Raw genomic sequence first — 17,279 nt, forward strand, 5'->3', positions numbered from 1 at the left:
TGTTTTCGTGCCGCATTTCATGCCCAGGCGGCGGGAATCGCAACAGACTATGAGCTACGGCCGGCTGCTTTCATCGTTGCCGCCGGTGCTTCAACACCGCCTTTTGCTGGCCTCGAGCATGAACTTTTTCGCATTTGCGAGCTGAAGCGGCGTTCGCGTCCTCGGCGGGTTTCTGGCTTGCATGGCGGCTGGCCTTCTCGGGCTTTCGACCCTGCTCGCCAAGCGGCATGCAGAGATCGACGCTTGATCTACTTAACGATCTCGCCGTCGAAGGCATAGACGTCGATCGGAACGCCAAGGCCCCTTAGGAGTTGCGGCCCGATGCTCTCCAGTCCGCCGTGGCAATCCGCCAGATCCACAAACGCCTTTGACAGCAGAACCGGGCGCTTGATTTCCTTCGTCAGGTTTTCGAGACGCGAAGCGATATTGACGGCGGGGCCGATGACTGTGAAGTCGAGGCGTTTGCGCGAACCGATATTGCCATACATCACGTCGCCGACATGAACCCCGATCCCATAGCCAAGGGCGCCGTGGCCGCTTCGAACATTGGTTTCGTTGAGAGCGATCATCGCAGCTTGCGCTTCACCAATGGCCGCAAGAAGATCGATGCATGCGTTGGGATTGCTAAGAGGAAAGATCGCCAGCAGGCCGTCGCCCATGAATTTCAGAATTTCGCCGCCGTGTCTCTCGATCGGTTCCGACATGGCGTCGAAGTAGCCATTTAAAAGCCCGATGACGTCATCCCGCGGCCAGATGTCCGAAAGCGTCGTGAAATCGCGAAGGTCGCAGATGAGAATGGCTGCCCCCACCGTGACGCCGCTTCCCCTCGTGGTGGCGCCGGCCAGAATCTGTTCGCTTGCATGAGGTCCGACATAAGTCTCGAGCAGTGTCCGCGCCAGCCGGTTCTTCAGCCTGACCTCGCTCACGAGTGCGAGGGCCGGCAGGAGATCCTTGAAAAACAAGATTTCCTCATCGCCGAAACCGCCGAGCCGATCACTTGCGAAACTGACGACGTGCCGCTTGCCGAGCGTATGTTCCATTGGCCAGGCGATGTAATCAGTCAAGCCTTCAGCGCGCAGATCGTCGAACAGCGGATATTCTGGACCGCTTCCTGACGCAGCGCCGAGATGCCGGCGGATTTCGCTCAGACCAGTGGTGATATCGTTGATAGGACTGTTCAGATATTGCTGGGTTTCCTCGGAACCGTGTTCGAAGGTGCGCAGATCGGCCTGCAGCATCCCCTTTCGCCACAGGATGCGGGCGCCACGCCATTGAGGGTTGTCGATCCTAAAATGAAGCGTCGCGCGGGCGACCGAGATGCCGGCGTCGACGAGCTTCTGGCACATGTCGACAAAGATGTTGTCGATGAAGCGTTGCTCGCGGGTCTCCGTCATCAACCAATCCAATACCCTCCGCCTTTGCGCCGGCCAGAGCCCATCGTCATCTGCTGCGGAGTAGGACATCTCTTTCGAAAAGCTTGGCATATGGCACCCTCAATCATCATTGCCGCACGAGCGATCCATTCGTCATGCCGTGGCCATCGATAATCAAGAGATGCCAAATGCTCATGGCCAGTCAAGAGCCGCCCCCGGCGTGAAGAGGCTGCCTGGTTAGCGCTGGCATAACATGCGCATTCGAAAATAGAGCAACATGCGCTCGCGTCCTTCCGTTCGGCCTCAAAAGCCGAAGTGGCTCAGGCCGGGGTGATCGTCCGGGCGTCGTCCGAGCGGCCAGTGAAATTTGCGCTCTGCCGCGTCGATCGGGTGCTCGTTGATGCTGGCGTGGCGGTAGCGCATCAGACCATCGTCGTCGAATTCCCAGTTCTCGTTGCCATAGGCACGAAACCAGTTGCCGCTGTCGTCGTGATATTCATAGGCGAACCGAACGGCAATTCTATTGCCGGTGAACGCCCAGAGCTCCTTGATCAAGCGATAGTCGAGCTCCTTGGCCCACTTCCGAGCAAGGAAAGCTTCGATCGCCGACCGACCGGTGACGAATTCAGCGCGATTTCTCCATTGACTGTCTTCGGTGTAGGCCAGCGCAACCTTGGAAGGGTTTCGGCTGTTCCAACCGTCTTCGGCCAGTCGAACCTTCTCGATTGCGCTCTGCGAACTAAACGGCGGCAAGGGCGGGCGGGACATTGAAAACTCCTCCAAGATTTCGGATCTGGATCGACTTCGGCGACCGATCTCGTTTGAATGCACGTTTCACGCGCGCCGGGATACTAAACTTTTCGCGACTTTGGCGCAGCCAAGGCCGCAATATAGTCCTGTCGCCGATGGGTCCATGGTCCGGAATGACTATCTCATGCATAGCGGTGCCTGCCGAACTGGCGCGCATCCCTAGGATCATCATCGAGCCAGTGAGACGCGCTCTAACCCAGGCCTCGTCAGCGATATTGCAGAATCATCTCTGCCCGCGAAAGACAATTTACCTTTCGGCCCGATGATCTGCTACTGACAGCTCTAACACATCAGCAAGGGCGCCAGATGAGGCTTTTCCTCGTCGGGCTCCCATTACCGTATCTAAAGGACAAAGCATGATTACGCTCACACCGACCCAGATCAGAGGATTGAAGCTCGCCAAGGAAGGGCCCCTCTTTCCTAAGCCAGCAAAGAAGTGGACTCACCTGAACGCCGTAGTGACATACGCAAAGACCGACAGGTTCAAGGAACGGCCACAGAAGATCAAATTCCTGACCACGACGACGCTCGAGGAATTGAAGGAGTTCGGTCTCCTTGAGAAGCGCAGTCTACCCGATCAGGAAGAAGCGGAAGCCCACGAAATTACCATGGCCGGCAAGATGTGGCTCATGACCAACAAGTGATCCAGAAAGCCGATCCCGGAAACTGTATTTAAGGACAGGATGTACCTTCTCACGGTCGCGAGTATCTGGACTATCGCTGCCCTGACACCGGGGCCTAATTTTCTCCTCGTCGTCCGGGTCGGCCTGACCGGGCCGCAAATCGTCGCGGTTGCCGCGGTCGCTGGCATCATCACGGGAACATTTTTCTGGGGGCTTGCGGGCTGGCTCGGTATCGGCTCGCTGTTCACCGCCGCGCCATTTGCCTACGCGGTTGCCAAGATGGCGGGAGGTGTCTACCTCCTGTGGCTGGCCTGCGGCTGCTCTGGCTGGCCCGCCACCGGGAAAGCAAGATTGCTGTGAAAGAAAACAAAGGCGCCCTGACGCCGATGCAGGCATGGCAGATGGGGCTGGCAACCAATCTTGCCAATCCGAAATCGGCACTTTTCGTTGCGAGCCTGTTTGCAGCAACGATGTCGCCCGGAGAGCGTTGGATCCACGGGGCGGCAGGGGTCGCCGTTATGATGGCGATCTCGGCGGTCTGGTACGGGTTTCTAGCCCTCGCACTCAGCCACCGTTCCGCGGCACAGGTCTATCAAAAAGCCCGACGCGTGGTCGATGCAATGGCAGGTGTGATCTTTATCGGCTTCGGCGCGAAGCTCGCGTTCAGTCAACATTGACCGAACGCGAGACGCGCGCTTGTCATCTGGTTAGACTTTTGCCCGCACGGGGAGCTTCCAGCCGGGTCGGACGAAATGGCATGTGTAGCCATTCGGGATGCGCTCGAGATAGTCCTGATGTTCAGGTTCGGCTTCCCAGAATGGGCCTACCGGCGCGACGTCAGTCACCACCTTGCCCGGCCACAATCCGGACGCATCGACATCCGCGATCGTATCCCTTGCCACCCGTTCCTGTTCGGGGCTTGTGTAAAAGATCGCCGAACGATAACTCACGCCGACATCGTTACCCTGGCGGTTTTTTGTACTCGGATCGTGAATCTGGAAAAAGAATTCGAGAATGTCGCGATAGCTGATCCTGGCGGGGTCGAAGATGATCTCGATCGCCTCCGCATGGGTTCCGTGATTGCGGTAGGTCGCATTCGGCACATCGCCGCCACTGTAGCCAACACGCGTTGAAATCACGCCGTTGTAGCGGCGAATGAGATCTTGCATGCCCCAAAAGCAACCACCGGCAAGGACTGCACGTTCTTCGGTCATGGGATGTTCTCCTTTTTTCCTCATATAGACTTCCCGGCCTTCGACTTCCATATCCGGCCGGCGCCTGTGGTTCATTTTCTGGGTGCCGGAGCATTGTCGGCGAAGGCCCGAATTGCGCGAAGATTGGCAACGATCCTGGCAATATTGGGCCATTGCTCGAGATCCAGCCCGATGCGTTCGGTGCCGACCGCCTGGGGAAAGAGAAAGATATCGGCCATAGACGGAAAATCTCCGACAACGAATGGGCCGGTTCGCCGGTTGGCAATCAGTGTTTCAACAGCGGTCATCCCTTCCTTGATCCAGTGGCGATTCCAATCCGCGACGACGCTCGCGTCAACGCCAGGAATTGCGCCGAGCCGCGCGGCAATGCGCGGGGTTAGCAGGGCGTGGACTTCGGATGCGATCGCCATGGCGATGGAACGTGAGAAAGCTTTGGCCTCAAGATCTTGCGGCAGCAGTGGCGGCTCTGGATGAAGTTCATCAAGGTACTCGATGATAGCAAGCGACTGCGTGATCAACGACCCCTCATCCGTCGACAGAGCCGGCACCAGCCCTTGCGGATTAACGTTGAGATAGCCCGCCTGACGGTTTTCGGCATCCGCGCCAAGGATGCCAATCGGAAGTTTCTCGACAGAGAGCCCTTTCAGGGCCAATGCAATGCGCACTCGTGACGTCGCTGACGAGATTTCATTCTCATAGAGTTTCATTGCTTGTCTCCTTATCCATCCGGACTTGCACGCGCTCCAGATCGGAAGAGCGGTCTGGTGAGGGCGCCTTCTCGATCGTTGCGGCAGCAACAGTTGGTTCCCTTGGCTCGGGATCGTAAGCGCATGGCGATGCCAGCACTGCGATGCCGATCAGACATTTGACGGCGAACTGCATGAGATTGTCACCTTCTGTAAAATGGCGAAAGCCGGTGGAAATCGCACGCCGATAGATCATCGGCCCTCGACGTGCGTTTGTCATCTGTTCAGCGACGAACCAGCGTTGGCCAACGAGCGGAACGCTGCCCGGATCTCGACGCTGGAGAGTTCGGGCTCTTCCCAGGAGCGCCTGGAGCTGAGCCAGTTGCACGCCCTGGGACTGGTCGGACACTGTTTCCTTGGCCGGCCACCGCGTTACCAGAACGCGGCGACGGAGATCGACGAGGTCCTTTTCGGGTACCTTGACATGAAACGGTCGGATTGCCGGATCGGCGGCAGCCGATGCCGTCCTTGCGCCGTGGAGGCGGTCACCAAGGCAGTCGCTGAAAGGGAAACAAAACGACGCTGCGAAATTGAGATTTTGAGAGAGTGCCGCCTGCTTAATCACCGGCAGGCATATTGAACCGGCTCAAACCACATTGATCACGACGTCGATGTTGCCACGCGTAGCCTTGGAGTACGGGCAAGTCTGGTGTGCGGCATTTGCCAGGGCCTGGGCAACTTCGTGATCCAGACCGGGCAGACTGACGTTCAAGCGAGCCTGCAGAAAGTAGGCGTCGTCTGCACGACACAGGTCGCTTTCAGCATCGACAGCCGTATCGGCAGGGATCGCGATATTCATCGTGCGCGCTGCGAGCCCCATTGCCCCGACAAAGCAGCCTGACCATCCCGCTGCGGGCATCAGCTCCGGATTTGTGCCGCTGCCGGCCGTGTCGGGAACCGTAAACCGGACATCCAGATGGCCGTCGTCGCTACGACCGCTGCCGCCGTCCCCGCCTCCTGTTGTGAGGGTCTTACCTGTGTAGAGTGCTTTCACTTGCTGCGACATGATGTTGTCTCCTTTGGTTGGTGGCGCCGGGCGCATGGCCGAACGCCAGCCATTGACCGCATAAGGCGCCCGCGACGTATCCCGCATGTGTCCTGATTGATCGAAATTGTAACGAAGTGTGTGAGCAAGCCTGGAGCGATAGACCGAGGCATTCGGATGCCAAAGAGGCTGCCGTGATTCCCACGGCAGTCTCACAAATTTCCTGGGAAAAACTGATACTTACGTCAACCTTGGCCGGCCGAGGCCAGAACCGGCTTCTCTCGATAGAATTGCGGAAAGTAGCTTTTCAGGTTGTCGATCTTCGCCTGCTCGTTGAACGCGATGTAGGGATTGGTCGGATTGTTGACCATGTAGTCCTGGTGGTAGGCTTCGGCCTTGTAGAAGGGCTTTCCCGTTTCAATCGAGGTCGCAATCTTCGCCTTGAAGACACCAGCTGTTTCTAGCTGCGCGATATAGTCTGACGCGACCTTCGCCTGTTCCGCATTGACCGGAAAGATAGCCGACCGATATTGCGTGCCGACATCAGGTCCCTGCCGGTCGACCTGCGTCGGGTCGTGGGCGACGGAGAAATAGATCTGCAACAACTTGCCATAACTGATTTGACGCGGATCGAACGTGACTTGAACGACCTCGGCGTGGCCGGTGTTGCCGGTCTCCACCAGGTCGTAAGTCGCAGTGTCCGTGCTGCCGCCGGCATATCCTGATGTGGCGTTGATAACACCGTCGACGTGCTGGAACATGCCCTGGACGCCCCAGAAGCAACCGCCTGCCAAGATCGCCGTCTGCGCCTCGCTCGTCTTGACAACGTCGTGGAGTGCGGCGGGAACAAGCCTCGGGTCCTCGGCTGCCGACGTAGAGTTGCCAAGCAATGAGGCACCGAGCAGGGCCAGAAGACCTCCAACAACAAGAAAGGGTATGGTGTCCCTGACCGCTTTCAGGATATTCGATTGAGCTTTATCGCGCATGATGGATTTCCTCATCCAAAAGTGAAGACAAAGGCTTCGACGCCGGGATCGAGGAAGCGAACCTCGAAGGTCCGTTCCTCGACATCGTCCACTTGGCGCACCAGTTGATAGAGGCGCGTTTCGGTGACGGTTCCGTTGCCATTGGCATCGATATCGGCGCCATGACTTTCGCCTGGTGCCTTTCCGTCGACCGTGACCTGAAACCGCACCGGTTTACCGTCAGCATTGGGACCGAGAACGAGGTGCAGATCGCGGGCGCTGAACCTGTAGGTGATACCGCCACCCGACTGGTTGAGCGTGGCCTGCTCGGGCCCGACCGTCCAGTTGCCGGAAAGGCCCCACTCATTGAGCCCGGGCTTTGGCGTGGTGTAGGTCGCGGCCGTGTCCGCCCTCAAGCCTTCAGGAGAGACGAGGTTCGAGGCTTCCTTGTAGCCGATATACGTTTCGGTCGACCGAATGCTGCTGAGATCAGCGGCCGCCTCGGCGCCCTTGGCCACAGGCTTTACGACGTCGCTCTCGGCCTTCTGGCTTCCGGCTTCGGCCAGCAGGTCCTGGATGGCCTTCTCTGCCTTGTCGTAGTCGCCCTCGCCGAAATGGTGATATCTGATCTGTCCCTTGGCATCGACAAGGTAGTGAGCCGGCCAGTAGTTGTTGTCGAATGCGCGCCAGATCTTGAAGTCGTTGTCGATGGCGACGGGATAGCCGATCTTGAAGTCGCCGATCGCCCGTTTGACATTGTCGATCTTCTTTTCGAATGCGAATTCCGGCGAATGAACCCCGATCACCACGAGGCCCTGATCCCGGTATTTGTCCGCCCAGGCCTGAACATAGGGCAGCGTGCGAATGCAGTTGATGCAGGAATAGGTCCAGAAATCGACCAGCACGACCTTGCCGCGAAGCTGGTCAGTGGTCAGCGGCTGCGAATTCGGCCATTCAGCTGCGCCGCCGAGCGAGGGAAATCGACCTTCGACCGGCAGGTCGCTGCGAAAACCCTGACGCGCGTCGCCTGCCGCCAGCGTCATGCTGTTGCTCGCGACCAGGGTCGGCTTGGAGTTGCGCGCGTTGAAGCTGTCGAGAAGTGTCTGTTCGATCCTGCCCGTGCCAACGCTCGAAAGGCGCGCCAGAAAGCCGGTGTCTGCGCCAAGGCTGATCGCAACGACGCCGCCAAGCACCGCGATGCCGAGACCGCGGCGAACCCATTCGCCAGCGCCAAGCGACTGCTTCATCACCGTAAATACCCGTCCACCAATCAGGAGGGCAACGGCAAGCGACGTCGCCGCCCCAGCGGCGTAGGCAGCAAGAAGCAGGGTCGTCTGAACGTTGGCACCCTGAAGAGCCGCACCTGTTAGTACCAGTCCCAGTATGGGACCGGCGCAAGGCGCCCAAAGCAAGCCCGTGGCGATACCAAGGACGAGCGAGCCGCCTGCCGTCGATACGGAACGCGGTCCGGTGCTCGAATGCAGAAGCCTGTTTGCAAACGCAACGATCGGCCCGGTGAGCACGGTAGCCAGCTGTGGCGACAGAAGCGTCACACCAAAGACGGCTAGCAGCGCGATGGCAGCGTAGCGACCATATTCATTGGCATGAACCGCCCAGCTGCCACCGATCGCGGCAAGCGTGGCCACGACGGCAAAGGTCATTGCCATCCCGGCAAGCATCGGCAGCGTACTTTTGACGAAGGGCTGTCCCGCGCGCGCAAAAAGGAAGGGAAGGACCGGAAGGATGCACGGACTGAGTATGGTCAGCATGCCTGCGAGATAGGCAATTGCGAGAAGGGTCATCATCGTTTCTTTCGAACGGATTGATCGGGCGCCTAGGCGCGACGGCTGGAGACCAGCCGTTGACCGCATAAGGCAGTCGTCAGGTATCCCGCATGTGTCCCGATCGGGCGAAAGTGTAACGAAGTGTCTAAGGTGGGTACGACCGTACAATGCCGTACAAAAAGAACGCGCCGACCCCGAAGGCCAGCAAGACCCCCGCCCTTCAAGGCTCTCGGCTATTTCAGCTCATCAATGAATGGAGATTTCGGCGCAAAGGCCACCGCCCTCGCGATTGCGTAGCTTGAGCGAGCCCCCGATTGCCAGCGCAAGCTGCTGGGCAATGGCCAATCCCAGCCCCGTCCCCCCGGTTCCCCGGTTTCGGGATTGCTCCAGCCGGAAAAACGGCTGCATGACTGCGTCGAGCTGATCCTCGGGAATTCCGGATCCGCGATCGAGCACCTTTATGGAAACGACACCCTTGTGATCCCGCTCCACGTATATTTCCGCAGAGCCGCCGAACTTCAGTGCATTATCTATCAGGTTTGTCAGTATCCGACGAAGGGCGTGCGGCCGGGTTACGATCGCGCCATCGATCTTTTCTACCACCGTCACCGCCTTGCCCACATCCTGGTAATCATAGGCGAGGCTCTCGATGAACGAGCCGATATCGATCCGGGAGGACTTCTCGCTATTTCCATGGGCGCTGCGGGCATAGGCCACCCCTTCATGGACGAGACGCTCGATCTCGGCCAGATCCTGGACCAGTTTCTCCTTCTCAACGGAATCCTCTGCGATTTCAGCGCGAAGCTTCATGCGCGTGATCGGCGTTTGCAGGTCATGCGAGATCGCCGCCAGGATTTCTACTCTTTCCTCGAGATAATGGGCGATACGATCCCGCATCGCGTTGAAGGCCGTCGCCGCATAGGCGACCTCGCTTGGCCCCGTTTCGCTTAGCCGCGGTGTGTTCCTGTTCGGATCAAGCGCATCTGCGGCGTTGGCGAAATTGACGAGGGGACGGATCACTTGGCGAACGGCAAACCATGTGCAGAGAATGAGAAGAATGAGCTGCGCGACAAGGACATATGGCAACCACTGCGCCAAAGGCATGATCGGCGCGGGGTTGACATCGATCGTCAGTGGATTGCTATCGCTGAGCGTCAGGTGCGCCTGAAGGCGCTTGCCATCGCCGGGAATAGACTGGAATTCTATGGGGAAACGCGGATCGACGGCTTCTCTTATCTTCGCCGCGATACCGGCACTCTGATCGCTCAACGTGTCGATGCCGGGAAGTCCGGCGTTTAGCTCATATCGATAGGTTCCTCGGTCGAGACGATCCAGCCAATCCGGCCGCTCGGCCGCCGGCAGGCGATCCAGAATGGCGATCGAGGTCGCCACATCGTTCTCGAGTGTGTTGAGCATGACGGTCTTGGCCGTCATGTGGCGTTCCAGGAACTGGGCGGTGAAGGTGAGCCCCTGCGAAAGCATCAGGCCAGCGAGCAAGATCAGGAATAGTCTCGACCCCAAACTGCGCGGCCAGAGCCGAAATGGCTTGAATGCCATCATGGCGCTCATCGGCGGAGCTCGGAAATTTCGACCGGCATCGCAAGCACGTATCCTTCGCTGCGAACGGTCTTGATGTAGGCGGGCTCGCGCGCGTCGTCGCCAAGGCGCTGTCGAAGCCGGCTAACCAGAAGGTCGATGGAGCGGTCGAAAAGCTCGGCCTCGCGGCCCTGTGTAAGGTTCAAGAGCTGATCCCGATTGAGAACCCGCTGCGGATGGTCGACAAAGGCGCGAAGCAGGCGATATTCGGCCCCGCTGAGGGCTATGGCCGTTCCGTCTCGATCGAGCAGATGCCGGCCTGACGTGTCGAGCTGCCAGGCGCCGAAGGTCAACAACTGGCCGACTTCCGTCACCTGCAGATTGGGAGGCAGCATCCGCGCCCGGCGTAGAATGGCCTTTATGCGTGCAAGCAGTTCCCGCGCCGCGAAAGGCTTCGCCAGATAGTCATCCGCGCCCATTTCCAGACCGACGATGCGGTCCGTCTCGTCGCTTCGCGCCGTCAGCATCAGGACCGGTGTCGACTTGTGTTTGCCCGCCCTGAGCTCGCGACACAGCACCAGACCGTCGTCGCCCGGCATCATGACGTCAAGAACAATCAGGTCGACCGAGTTGGCCTCGAGAAACGCCCGCATATGCCGACCGTCGGCGGCGACGGTCACGCGCAGGCCGTTCTTTGTCAGATAGGTCGAAACCAGCTCGCGAATTTCGCGATCGTCATCAACGACCAGGACGTGATCGATGTGATCCATTGTCGGCAACCCTCAATTCATGCTCAGGATAGCGTAACAGCAATTTCAAATCCCCAGGCGAGGCCAATTCGCTGACGTCACAGCTTTTCCTCAGTCTGGCTATCCGAGGCTGGCGGAGCTGCGGTGCCTTCACCGTCCGCCATCCCGGTCTGAAGTTCTTGATGCCTTTCGCCACGTCCCCCATCAGTTCAGGAATCTTGCCGCGGCCAAACAGCAGCAGAAGGATGGCGAGTGCGATCAGCCAGTGCCAGACGCTAAACGAGCCCATGGGTGTTCCTTTCTATCGTTTGTTGATGAGCCGGCTATCCGCGCGAAGCGCGGATAGCCTGTCGTCGCGCGGGGATCAATATCCTGCGGCGTCGACGACCGCTTGGGCGAAGGCCTGCGGGGCTTCCTGCGCCAGGTTGTGGCCGATGCCGCCACTGATCGTGCGGTGCTCGTATTTGCCGGAGAATTTGCCGCGATAGGAGGCGGGTTCGGGATGCGGCGCGCCATTGGCGTCGCCTTCGAGTGTGATCGTCGGCACGGTGATGACGGGACCTGCGGCCAGCCGCTTTTCCAGGGCGTCGTATTGCGGCTCGCCCTCGGCCAGACCCTGCCGCCAGCGGTAGTTATGGATGACGACCGCGACATGATCCGGATTGTCGAGCGAAGCCGCACTGCGATCGAAGGTGGCGGTATCGAAGTGCCATTGCGGCGAGGCATTCTCCCAGATCAGTTTTGCAAAATCGCGGCGGTAGGCGTCGTAGCCTTGGCGACCGCGTTCGGTGGCGAAATAGAACTGGTACCACCAGCTGTACTCGGCCTTCGGTGGCAAGGGCTTCTTTCCGGCCTCGACGCTGCCGATCAGATAGCCGCTGACCGAGACCAGCGCTTTGCAGCGCTCCGGCCACAGGGCCGCGATGATGCAGGCAGTCCGCGCCCCCCAGTCATAACCGGCCAGGATCGCCGTCGGGATCTTCAGCGCATCCATCAGGGCGATGATATCGCTGGCGACGGCCGACTGCTGGCCGCTGCGGACCGTCTCGCCCGACAGGAACAGCGTCGTGCCATAGCCGCGCAGATGCGGAATGATGACGCGATATCCCGCCGATGTCAAAAGCGGCGCGACGTCGAGAAAGCTATGGATGTCGTAGGGCCAGCCATGCAGCAAGATGACCACGGGACCGTCGGGCGGACCGGCCTCGGCATATCCGATGTTGAGCACACCCGCATCGACCTGCTTCAGGGGTGCGAAGGACGTGTTGGTGCCGGGCTTGATTGGAGGCACCCTTGTCGCCTTGCCATCTGCGGACTGCCCTTGCGCAGAACCGGCCGCGCCCAACTGGGCAGCAGCAATGGTGAGGGCAGCGGCCCCGAAAAAGCGGCGGCGATGATGATTGATTTCTTCGGACACTGATCTCTCTCCAACTGAACCCATCCGCGAAGAGACAGTCCCCATGTGTACGGGATGTGTTCCGATCGACTGGAATTGAAAGCTACTGTAGCTTTCTGGCATCGGGATACATTGCGGTACAATTGGAGGACACTAGATTACCGCCGCCGTTTCGCAAGATGATACCGGCGCGGCAAGGCTGCGATTTCAGATTGCCGGCTGATCCTTATGAGCCGAGCATCGCTTGACTGCTTATTCCGAGGATATCATTCGCAAGCGCAATTGCTATCCCGACGGCTACAATCAGAAACCCCACCAGGAAGACACGACATGCCCGGTCGTACTTGGCAGCCAGAAGCGAATCCCGGGAAAGCAGGTCGGCGAAGACTTTCACCTGTATCGCAATTCCAAGCATCATCAATGTCATCGGCAGGATATCGATGCGTCCCCAGTCGTTCGGATTGGAAACCCAGCGATTGACGAAGCTGAGGCAGAAACCGAGGATGATCCCGACGGCCGTCAGCGATCCATTGCGAAAGGTAGAGTCGATCTTTTCTTGCTCGTTCGGTTCCAGCGCCATCTGCCTGATTGATCCCGCTGCTTTGCAACCACGTAACCAGAAAGTGGCGTGCAAGACAACAGCGCTCCCGTCCGCAGATACGGACGCTACCTCTTTCTCATGACATTGACGACCAATACGCCGACAATCGCCATGACCCCGCCGATCGCTCCGATCGCCGTTGGCATCTCTCCCAGCCAGGCGAAACCGATCAGCGTCGCTGTCGGCGGAACGCCATAAAGGAAATTTGCCGCGCGACCGGCAGTTAGGCGCTTGAGCGCGATGGCCCAGGTCATATAGCCGATCGCTGTCGGGAAGATGACGAGATAAGCGACACCCCAGTTCACTTCGGCCGGTGCGGCAGCAAGAGCATGGATCGTCGAGGGCACGGCCGGAAGCAGCGGGATACAGCCTATCATCAGGATCCAGGCCGTCACCGCCAGCGCCGGCAATCTACCAAGAAGCGGTTTTTGCAGGACGCTGGCGATTGCGGAGCACATAGCTGCCCCGAGGATCAGGATTGCGTTGACGTCCAGCGTGAAGCCGTCGTTTGTCGAAGCTGCGATCAATGCGACGCCGGCAAAGGAAATGGCAGTGCCGACCCAGCCCCAGCGGCCGAAACGCTCTCCAAGCGCGAATGTGGCAATCAACGCGGTAAAGACCGGCATGGTGTTGATGATAAAGCTTGCCGGCCCCGCCGGCACGGTCTGTTCGCCGGTATTCAGAAGAACGGAATAGGCCGCGATGAAGAGGACTGCAGCGACGGAAAGACGGATTAAATCGCGCTTAGGCGGCATGGTCCGCATCGCGACGAGATAGACCAGGGCGATGACACCTGCCGCCACGTAGCGCGCAGTCGCCAGTTCAACCGGCGTCAGGGGCCCAAGGCAGATGCGGATCACCACGAAGGAAGACGCCCAGAAAACGATCGTGACCAGGATGGCCGCGAAGGCCACAAGATCAAAACTTGCTTTATGTTTTGCAATTGTCAGTTCACTTGCGCCCGTGCTCATCCCCGTCTCCCACCCGTTTCATCCAGATCGAATAGGCTTTCAGACTAGGCTTGAAAAGCACCTCAATCGATGATCATATGTGCCTATGGTTCACAGCTCTACCACCCTCCCGCCGCTCGATACGCTTGAAGCGTTTGCGCGCGCTGCTCGGCTTGGGTCATTTTCCGCGGCAGCGGAAGAGAGCGGAATTACCCACGGCGCGGTATCAAGACAGGTCTCCCGCCTGGAGCGCTGGATGGGCGTCCGCCTGTTCGAGCGAGAAGCGCGCGGCGTCAGCCTGACGCCCGAGGGTATGCGCTTTTTTGCGCGTGCCGAAGAAGCGCTGGCGCTTCTGGGTAATAGCGGCGAGCGTTGGTCCCCGCGTCGCAGCAAGTCGGTGGTGCGGCTCTCTGTCACCCCATCCGTCGCCTCGCTCTGGCTTTTTCAGCGTCTCCCTAAGCTCGAGGGCCTCGACGTCCATCTCGAGCTGGTGCTGGAACACCGCCTGGCAGATTTCGGGGAAGGAACGGACCTCGCCATTCGTTGCGGCAAGGGACCCTGGGCCGGCGTGCGTGGCTTGCAGCTCTGGCGTGAGAAGTCGTTTCCGATCGCATCACCTGCATTGGCGATCCGGCTTGGGCAGCGCTCGGACGCCCAATCGCTGCTGGAGCTGCCGATCCTGCACGATTCGAATATCGAAGGCTGGCGCCGCTGGCTCTCCCCGGAAGGGCTCGACTATGTGCCCCGCGGTCAGGATCGGCGTTTCGAAGACTACAATATTGTGATCGACGCCTGCGTGCAGGGCCTCGGCATCGCCCTGGCGCGACCGCCATTGTCCGATGCCGCTCTGGAAGCCGGGCGACTGGTGGCGGTTTCCGACCGAACGGTCGACTACCACGTGGCCTTCCACCTGATCCGTCCCGACGAGGCGCTGCGGGCGCCCGCCAGCGAATTCGCCAGGCGTTTCCTCGCTGAGGCCGGTCACGACGAGGCGGCTATCGCCGCCTTCGTTGCGCCGGGCCGTGGTAAGGGATGAGATGACGGCTACGCAGCCTGCGAGATGCCCATCTGGCACCCGGAGGCCTTCAGGGCCGCCGCGGCCACCTCCACGAAGAGCCTGCGAAACCAAAGGGCTCGACCATCCGCCTGGTCGACTCTGCGATAGAGCATCGTAATCGGGTCAGCAGGCAGCTCAATCGGCGGCGCAGCAATCACCAACCCATGCAATTGCGCCATGCAACAGGCAATCGATTCCGGGATGGTTGCAATCGCCGGCATCGCTCGCAGGGCCATCGGCAAAGCCGAAAAACGCGGCACGGAGGCGACCACCCGACGGCTATGCCCCGCTCTTGCCAACGCTTCATCAACGCTGCTCGAGCTGTTGCCTTCGAACGATACGGTGACATGCGGAGCGTTGATGAAATCCTCAAGACGTAAAGGCGCCTGCAGCTTTAGCTGATCCGGATGGAAGAGGCAGACCGAGATCTGATCGAACAGCGGCATGCGGATATGCCAGGATGCCGGCTCCTCATGGACAGACACGCTGAAATCATACACCCCGTCGTCCAGCATACGTGAGGCCCCGCGCTTGTCGGATGCAATGCCGACCAGTCGTGCTCGAGGAGCTTGCACGGATAGCCGTGCTGCAAGCGGACCAAAGAATGCCGATTCCAGATTGTCGCACATGCCGATGCGAAACTCGCCTTCCCAACTCGCGGGGTCAAAGGCGGCCGGCCTGCGGATGGCTCGTTCGATGCCCGAAAGGGCGTCCTCTATCGCCGGTGCGATCGCAAGGGCTCGCGCGGTCGGCTGCAAACCGCGCCCTACCCTCACGAATAATTCGTCATCCAGTGTCTCGCGCAGCCGTTTTAACGCGGCGGACAGACCCGGCTGACCAAGCAACAGGCGCTCGGCCGCTCGGCTGACATTTCGCTCCTGCATCAACACGGAAAATGCGAGCAGCAGATTGAGATCGATCTTTCGTAGCGTGGCATCATTCATCATCGCCAGCAATACCTGACATAGCTACTATCAATTTGCAATAGGCCTGGAAGATGTACATTTTCTCGTTCCTCTGCCGCCGCGCACTCCCCGAGACGGCGCATCACAAAGGAACTGTTATGACCACTTCCAAAACTCAAGGCGGTGCCGGTGCCAGTTTGGCGCTGCTGCTTCTTTGCGCCGCCAACTTTCTGGATGCCATGGATGTCTCGACGATCGGCGTCGCCCTGCCTGCCATCCAGGCCGAACTCGGTATGAAGGCGACATCGCTGCAGTGGGCGGTCAGCGCCTATGTGCTTGGCTATGGCGGATTTCTTCTACTCGGCGGCCGCGTGGCCGACGTGTTCGGCCATCGTCGGGTCTTTCTCTGGTCTCTTGCTGTCTTCGCCGCCGCCAGCATCGCAGGCGCCTTTGTCAACAGTGGCGAAACCCTCGTCGCCGCCCGTCTTGTGAAGGGCATCGCCGCAGCCTTCACAGCGCCAGCGGCACTGGCGCTATTGCTTGAAGTATTCGGCGAGGGCAACCGACGGGCAAAGGCGCTCGGCGTTTTTGCCTCGACCGGTGCCACCGGCTTCGTGCTTGGAATGGTGCTCGGCGGCGCGGCCACCGTTTTCAGCTGGCGGGCAACCTTGGTCATGGGAGCGCCCGTCGCCATCATCGCGCTCGCACTTGCCCCATTTGTGCTGCCTGCCGACAGGCGCCGGACGACGCCACGACCACACTTCGATTGGGCGGGCGCCCTGACGATCACCCCCGGCCTCCTGCTCTTTGTATTCGGCATCACCAATGCCGCCGCTGAGGGCTTTGCCGCGTTCCCCACCTGGGGTTCGCTCGTCGCATCCCTGGCTCTGATCATCCTCTTCATCTTGGTCGAGGCACGTCACGAAGACCCGATGGTGCCGCTTTCGATCTTCCGCAGGGCGAAGCTTCGCCATGCCAACACGATTGCCGCCCTGTTCCAGGGTGTCTATGTCGGCTTCCAGTTCATTGCCACGCTGTATTACCAGAACGTCCTTGGATGGTCGGCCTTCGTCACCGGCTTCTGCTTTGCATTCGGAGGCGTCTGCGTGATGTTTCTCGCACCCCGTTTTGCGTCGATCGCGCAAAGTCGCGGCACGACCGGCTTGATGGCCTTTGGTGTGGCGTTGCAGGCAGCCAGCTATATTTTCTGGGTCTTCGCGCTTGGGCACATCGACCCGATCCTGCTCGTCGCGCTCTCCCAGATTCCTCTTGGCATCGGTTATGCCATGACTTACCCGTCCGTGCAGGTGGCGGCACTCTCCGATGTCGACAGTGACAAATCCGGGCTGGCTTCGGGGCTTCTGTTCGCCGCCTTCCAGATCGGCGGCGGCGTCGTCCTTGCAGCCGCATCGGCAATCTTTGCTGCCGCACCCAGTTTTGGCTGGGACCCCTATTTCGCGGGAATCTGCTTCATCGCAATACTCGCGGCATTGGTCACATTGCTGGCCGCGTTGGGACCAAGCACAACGGCATCGCAATCGGTTGCCTATCAGGCAGGAGAATAGGCACCGGGCCTACCGCGCCC

At 59.7% G+C, this 17,279-nt stretch carries 19 protein-coding genes and 1 pseudogene; 5 read left to right on the forward strand and 15 right to left on the reverse strand.

Annotated features, from left to right (window positions below; translation table 11 throughout):
* Positions 1-248 precede the first annotated feature (248 nt).
* Together CPY51_RS08705 and CPY51_RS08710 are read right to left on the reverse strand one after the other, a co-directional pair.
* Positions 249-1,484 (reverse strand): adenylate/guanylate cyclase domain-containing protein, encoded by a 1,236-nt coding sequence (locus CPY51_RS08705; RefSeq protein WP_111159871.1) that lies wholly within the window; start codon positions 1,482-1,484, stop codon positions 249-251.
* Positions 1,485-1,676: 192 nt separating this feature from the next.
* Positions 1,677-2,141, reverse strand: coding sequence for a nuclear transport factor 2 family protein (locus CPY51_RS08710; protein WP_111159872.1), 465 nt, complete (start codon positions 2,139-2,141; stop codon positions 1,677-1,679).
* Between the two features lie 398 nt (positions 2,142-2,539).
* Between CPY51_RS08710 and CPY51_RS08715 the strand changes: the two genes are divergently transcribed.
* From CPY51_RS08715 to CPY51_RS33765, 3 genes are read left to right on the forward strand one after another with little or no spacing between them, the layout of a single operon-like run.
* Positions 2,540-2,827 carry a hypothetical protein gene (locus CPY51_RS08715; RefSeq protein ID WP_111159873.1) on the forward strand — a complete coding sequence of 96 codons (288 nt, stop codon included), beginning with the start codon at positions 2,540-2,542 and terminating at the stop codon, positions 2,825-2,827.
* Positions 2,828-2,866: 39 nt separating this feature from the next.
* Positions 2,867-3,166 carry a LysE family translocator gene (locus CPY51_RS33760; protein WP_275540461.1) on the forward strand — a complete coding sequence of 100 codons (300 nt, stop codon included), beginning with the start codon at positions 2,867-2,869 and terminating at the stop codon, positions 3,164-3,166.
* Complete coding sequence (locus CPY51_RS33765) at positions 3,163-3,483, forward strand: LysE family translocator (RefSeq protein WP_275540462.1); 321 nt, start codon at positions 3,163-3,165, stop codon at positions 3,481-3,483. Before CPY51_RS33760 ends, CPY51_RS33765 begins: the two co-directional genes overlap by 4 nt.
* A gap of 30 nt (positions 3,484-3,513) precedes the next feature.
* On the opposite strand, the gene msrA (CPY51_RS08725) is transcribed toward CPY51_RS33765, so the two are convergent.
* The 12 genes and pseudogenes from msrA (CPY51_RS08725) to CPY51_RS08780 form a co-directional block, all read right to left on the reverse strand.
* Entirely contained in the window at positions 3,514-4,020 is a 507-nt protein-coding gene (msrA, locus tag CPY51_RS08725; RefSeq protein WP_111159874.1) for a peptide-methionine (S)-S-oxide reductase MsrA, read from the reverse strand.
* A 71-nt stretch (positions 4,021-4,091) separates the two neighbouring features.
* Positions 4,092-4,727, reverse strand: coding sequence for a maleylacetoacetate isomerase (gene maiA / locus CPY51_RS08730; protein WP_111159875.1), 636 nt, complete (start codon positions 4,725-4,727; stop codon positions 4,092-4,094).
* A gap of 337 nt (positions 4,728-5,064) precedes the next feature.
* Positions 5,065-5,229: pseudogene (locus tag CPY51_RS33275) on the reverse strand (epoxide hydrolase N-terminal domain-containing protein); the annotation flags it as partial.
* Between the two features lie 123 nt (positions 5,230-5,352).
* Positions 5,353-5,772, reverse strand: a complete 420-nt coding sequence (locus tag CPY51_RS08740) for an Ohr family peroxiredoxin (protein WP_111159876.1) — start codon at positions 5,770-5,772, stop codon at positions 5,353-5,355.
* A gap of 224 nt (positions 5,773-5,996) precedes the next feature.
* Positions 5,997-6,737 (reverse strand): peptide-methionine (S)-S-oxide reductase MsrA, encoded by a 741-nt coding sequence (gene msrA, locus CPY51_RS08745; protein ID WP_206607238.1) that lies wholly within the window; start codon positions 6,735-6,737, stop codon positions 5,997-5,999.
* Between the two features lie 11 nt (positions 6,738-6,748).
* The gene (locus CPY51_RS08750) at positions 6,749-8,518 is read right to left on the reverse strand and encodes a cytochrome c biogenesis protein DipZ (protein ID WP_111159904.1); all 1,770 of its coding nucleotides are present in this window, start codon (positions 8,516-8,518) and stop codon (positions 6,749-6,751) included.
* Positions 8,519-8,746: 228 nt separating this feature from the next.
* Complete coding sequence (locus tag CPY51_RS08755; RefSeq protein ID WP_111159878.1) at positions 8,747-10,069, reverse strand: ATP-binding protein; 1,323 nt, start codon at positions 10,067-10,069, stop codon at positions 8,747-8,749.
* Positions 10,066-10,806, reverse strand: a complete 741-nt coding sequence (locus CPY51_RS08760; RefSeq protein ID WP_111159879.1) for a response regulator — start codon at positions 10,804-10,806, stop codon at positions 10,066-10,068. Before CPY51_RS08760 ends, CPY51_RS08755 begins: the two co-directional genes overlap by 4 nt.
* Positions 10,775-11,074, reverse strand: coding sequence for a twin-arginine translocase TatA/TatE family subunit (locus CPY51_RS34050; RefSeq protein WP_111159880.1), 300 nt, complete (start codon positions 11,072-11,074; stop codon positions 10,775-10,777). Before CPY51_RS34050 ends, CPY51_RS08760 begins: the two co-directional genes overlap by 32 nt.
* Before the next feature lie 75 nt (positions 11,075-11,149).
* The gene (locus CPY51_RS08770; protein WP_111159881.1) at positions 11,150-12,202 is read right to left on the reverse strand and encodes an alpha/beta fold hydrolase; all 1,053 of its coding nucleotides are present in this window, start codon (positions 12,200-12,202) and stop codon (positions 11,150-11,152) included.
* Between the two features lie 205 nt (positions 12,203-12,407).
* On the reverse strand, positions 12,408-12,761 hold the full coding sequence (locus CPY51_RS08775) for a hypothetical protein (RefSeq protein WP_111159882.1): 354 nt from the start codon (positions 12,759-12,761) through the stop codon (positions 12,408-12,410).
* An 86-nt stretch (positions 12,762-12,847) separates the two neighbouring features.
* Positions 12,848-13,753, reverse strand: coding sequence for a DMT family transporter (locus CPY51_RS08780; protein WP_111159883.1), 906 nt, complete (start codon positions 13,751-13,753; stop codon positions 12,848-12,850).
* A gap of 85 nt (positions 13,754-13,838) precedes the next feature.
* Between CPY51_RS08780 and CPY51_RS08785 the strand changes: the two genes are divergently transcribed.
* Complete coding sequence (locus CPY51_RS08785) at positions 13,839-14,768, forward strand: LysR family transcriptional regulator (RefSeq protein ID WP_111159884.1); 930 nt, start codon at positions 13,839-13,841, stop codon at positions 14,766-14,768.
* A gap of 8 nt (positions 14,769-14,776) precedes the next feature.
* Here the strand turns inward: CPY51_RS08785 and CPY51_RS08790 are convergent, their stop codons facing one another.
* Complete coding sequence (locus CPY51_RS08790; protein WP_111159885.1) at positions 14,777-15,736, reverse strand: LysR family transcriptional regulator; 960 nt, start codon at positions 15,734-15,736, stop codon at positions 14,777-14,779.
* A gap of 116 nt (positions 15,737-15,852) precedes the next feature.
* Between CPY51_RS08790 and CPY51_RS08795 the strand changes: the two genes are divergently transcribed.
* Positions 15,853-17,259 (forward strand): MFS transporter, encoded by a 1,407-nt coding sequence (locus CPY51_RS08795; protein ID WP_111159886.1) that lies wholly within the window; start codon positions 15,853-15,855, stop codon positions 17,257-17,259.
* Positions 17,260-17,279: the final 20 nt, after the last annotated feature.

The organism is Arminella tubonensis, from assembly GCF_003240585.1.
Lineage (GTDB): Bacteria > Pseudomonadota > Alphaproteobacteria > Rhizobiales > Rhizobiaceae > Rhizobium > Rhizobium tubonense.

Bases quoted from the DNA above. Each gene is read 5' to 3' on its own strand.
- CPY51_RS08760 (WP_111159879.1), bottom strand. From the start codon at position 10,806: ATGGATCACATCGATCACGTCCTGGTCGTTGATGACGATCGCGAAATT.
- CPY51_RS33760 (WP_275540461.1), top strand. From the start codon at position 2,867: ATGTACCTTCTCACGGTCGCGAGTATCTGGACTATCGCTGCCCTGACA.
- CPY51_RS34050 (WP_111159880.1), bottom strand. From the start codon at position 11,074: ATGGGCTCGTTTAGCGTCTGGCACTGGCTGATCGCACTCGCCATCCTT.
- CPY51_RS08785 (WP_111159884.1), top strand. From the start codon at position 13,839: ATGGTTCACAGCTCTACCACCCTCCCGCCGCTCGATACGCTTGAAGCG.
- msrA (WP_111159874.1), bottom strand. From the start codon at position 4,020: ATGACCGAAGAACGTGCAGTCCTTGCCGGTGGTTGCTTTTGGGGCATG.
- CPY51_RS08790 (WP_111159885.1), bottom strand. From the start codon at position 15,736: ATGATGAATGATGCCACGCTACGAAAGATCGATCTCAATCTGCTGCTC.
- CPY51_RS08710 (WP_111159872.1), bottom strand. From the start codon at position 2,141: ATGTCCCGCCCGCCCTTGCCGCCGTTTAGTTCGCAGAGCGCAATCGAG.
- maiA (WP_111159875.1), bottom strand. From the start codon at position 4,727: ATGAAACTCTATGAGAATGAAATCTCGTCAGCGACGTCACGAGTGCGC.
- CPY51_RS08780 (WP_111159883.1), bottom strand. From the start codon at position 13,753: ATGAGCACGGGCGCAAGTGAACTGACAATTGCAAAACATAAAGCAAGT.
- CPY51_RS08755 (WP_111159878.1), bottom strand. From the start codon at position 10,069: ATGAGCGCCATGATGGCATTCAAGCCATTTCGGCTCTGGCCGCGCAGT.
- CPY51_RS08715 (WP_111159873.1), top strand. From the start codon at position 2,540: ATGATTACGCTCACACCGACCCAGATCAGAGGATTGAAGCTCGCCAAG.
- CPY51_RS08705 (WP_111159871.1), bottom strand. From the start codon at position 1,484: ATGCCAAGCTTTTCGAAAGAGATGTCCTACTCCGCAGCAGATGACGAT.
- CPY51_RS08750 (WP_111159904.1), bottom strand. From the start codon at position 8,518: ATGACCCTTCTCGCAATTGCCTATCTCGCAGGCATGCTGACCATACTC.
- CPY51_RS08795 (WP_111159886.1), top strand. From the start codon at position 15,853: ATGACCACTTCCAAAACTCAAGGCGGTGCCGGTGCCAGTTTGGCGCTG.
- msrA (WP_206607238.1), bottom strand. From the start codon at position 6,737: ATGCGCGATAAAGCTCAATCGAATATCCTGAAAGCGGTCAGGGACACC.
- CPY51_RS08775 (WP_111159882.1), bottom strand. From the start codon at position 12,761: ATGGCGCTGGAACCGAACGAGCAAGAAAAGATCGACTCTACCTTTCGC.
- CPY51_RS08740 (WP_111159876.1), bottom strand. From the start codon at position 5,772: ATGTCGCAGCAAGTGAAAGCACTCTACACAGGTAAGACCCTCACAACA.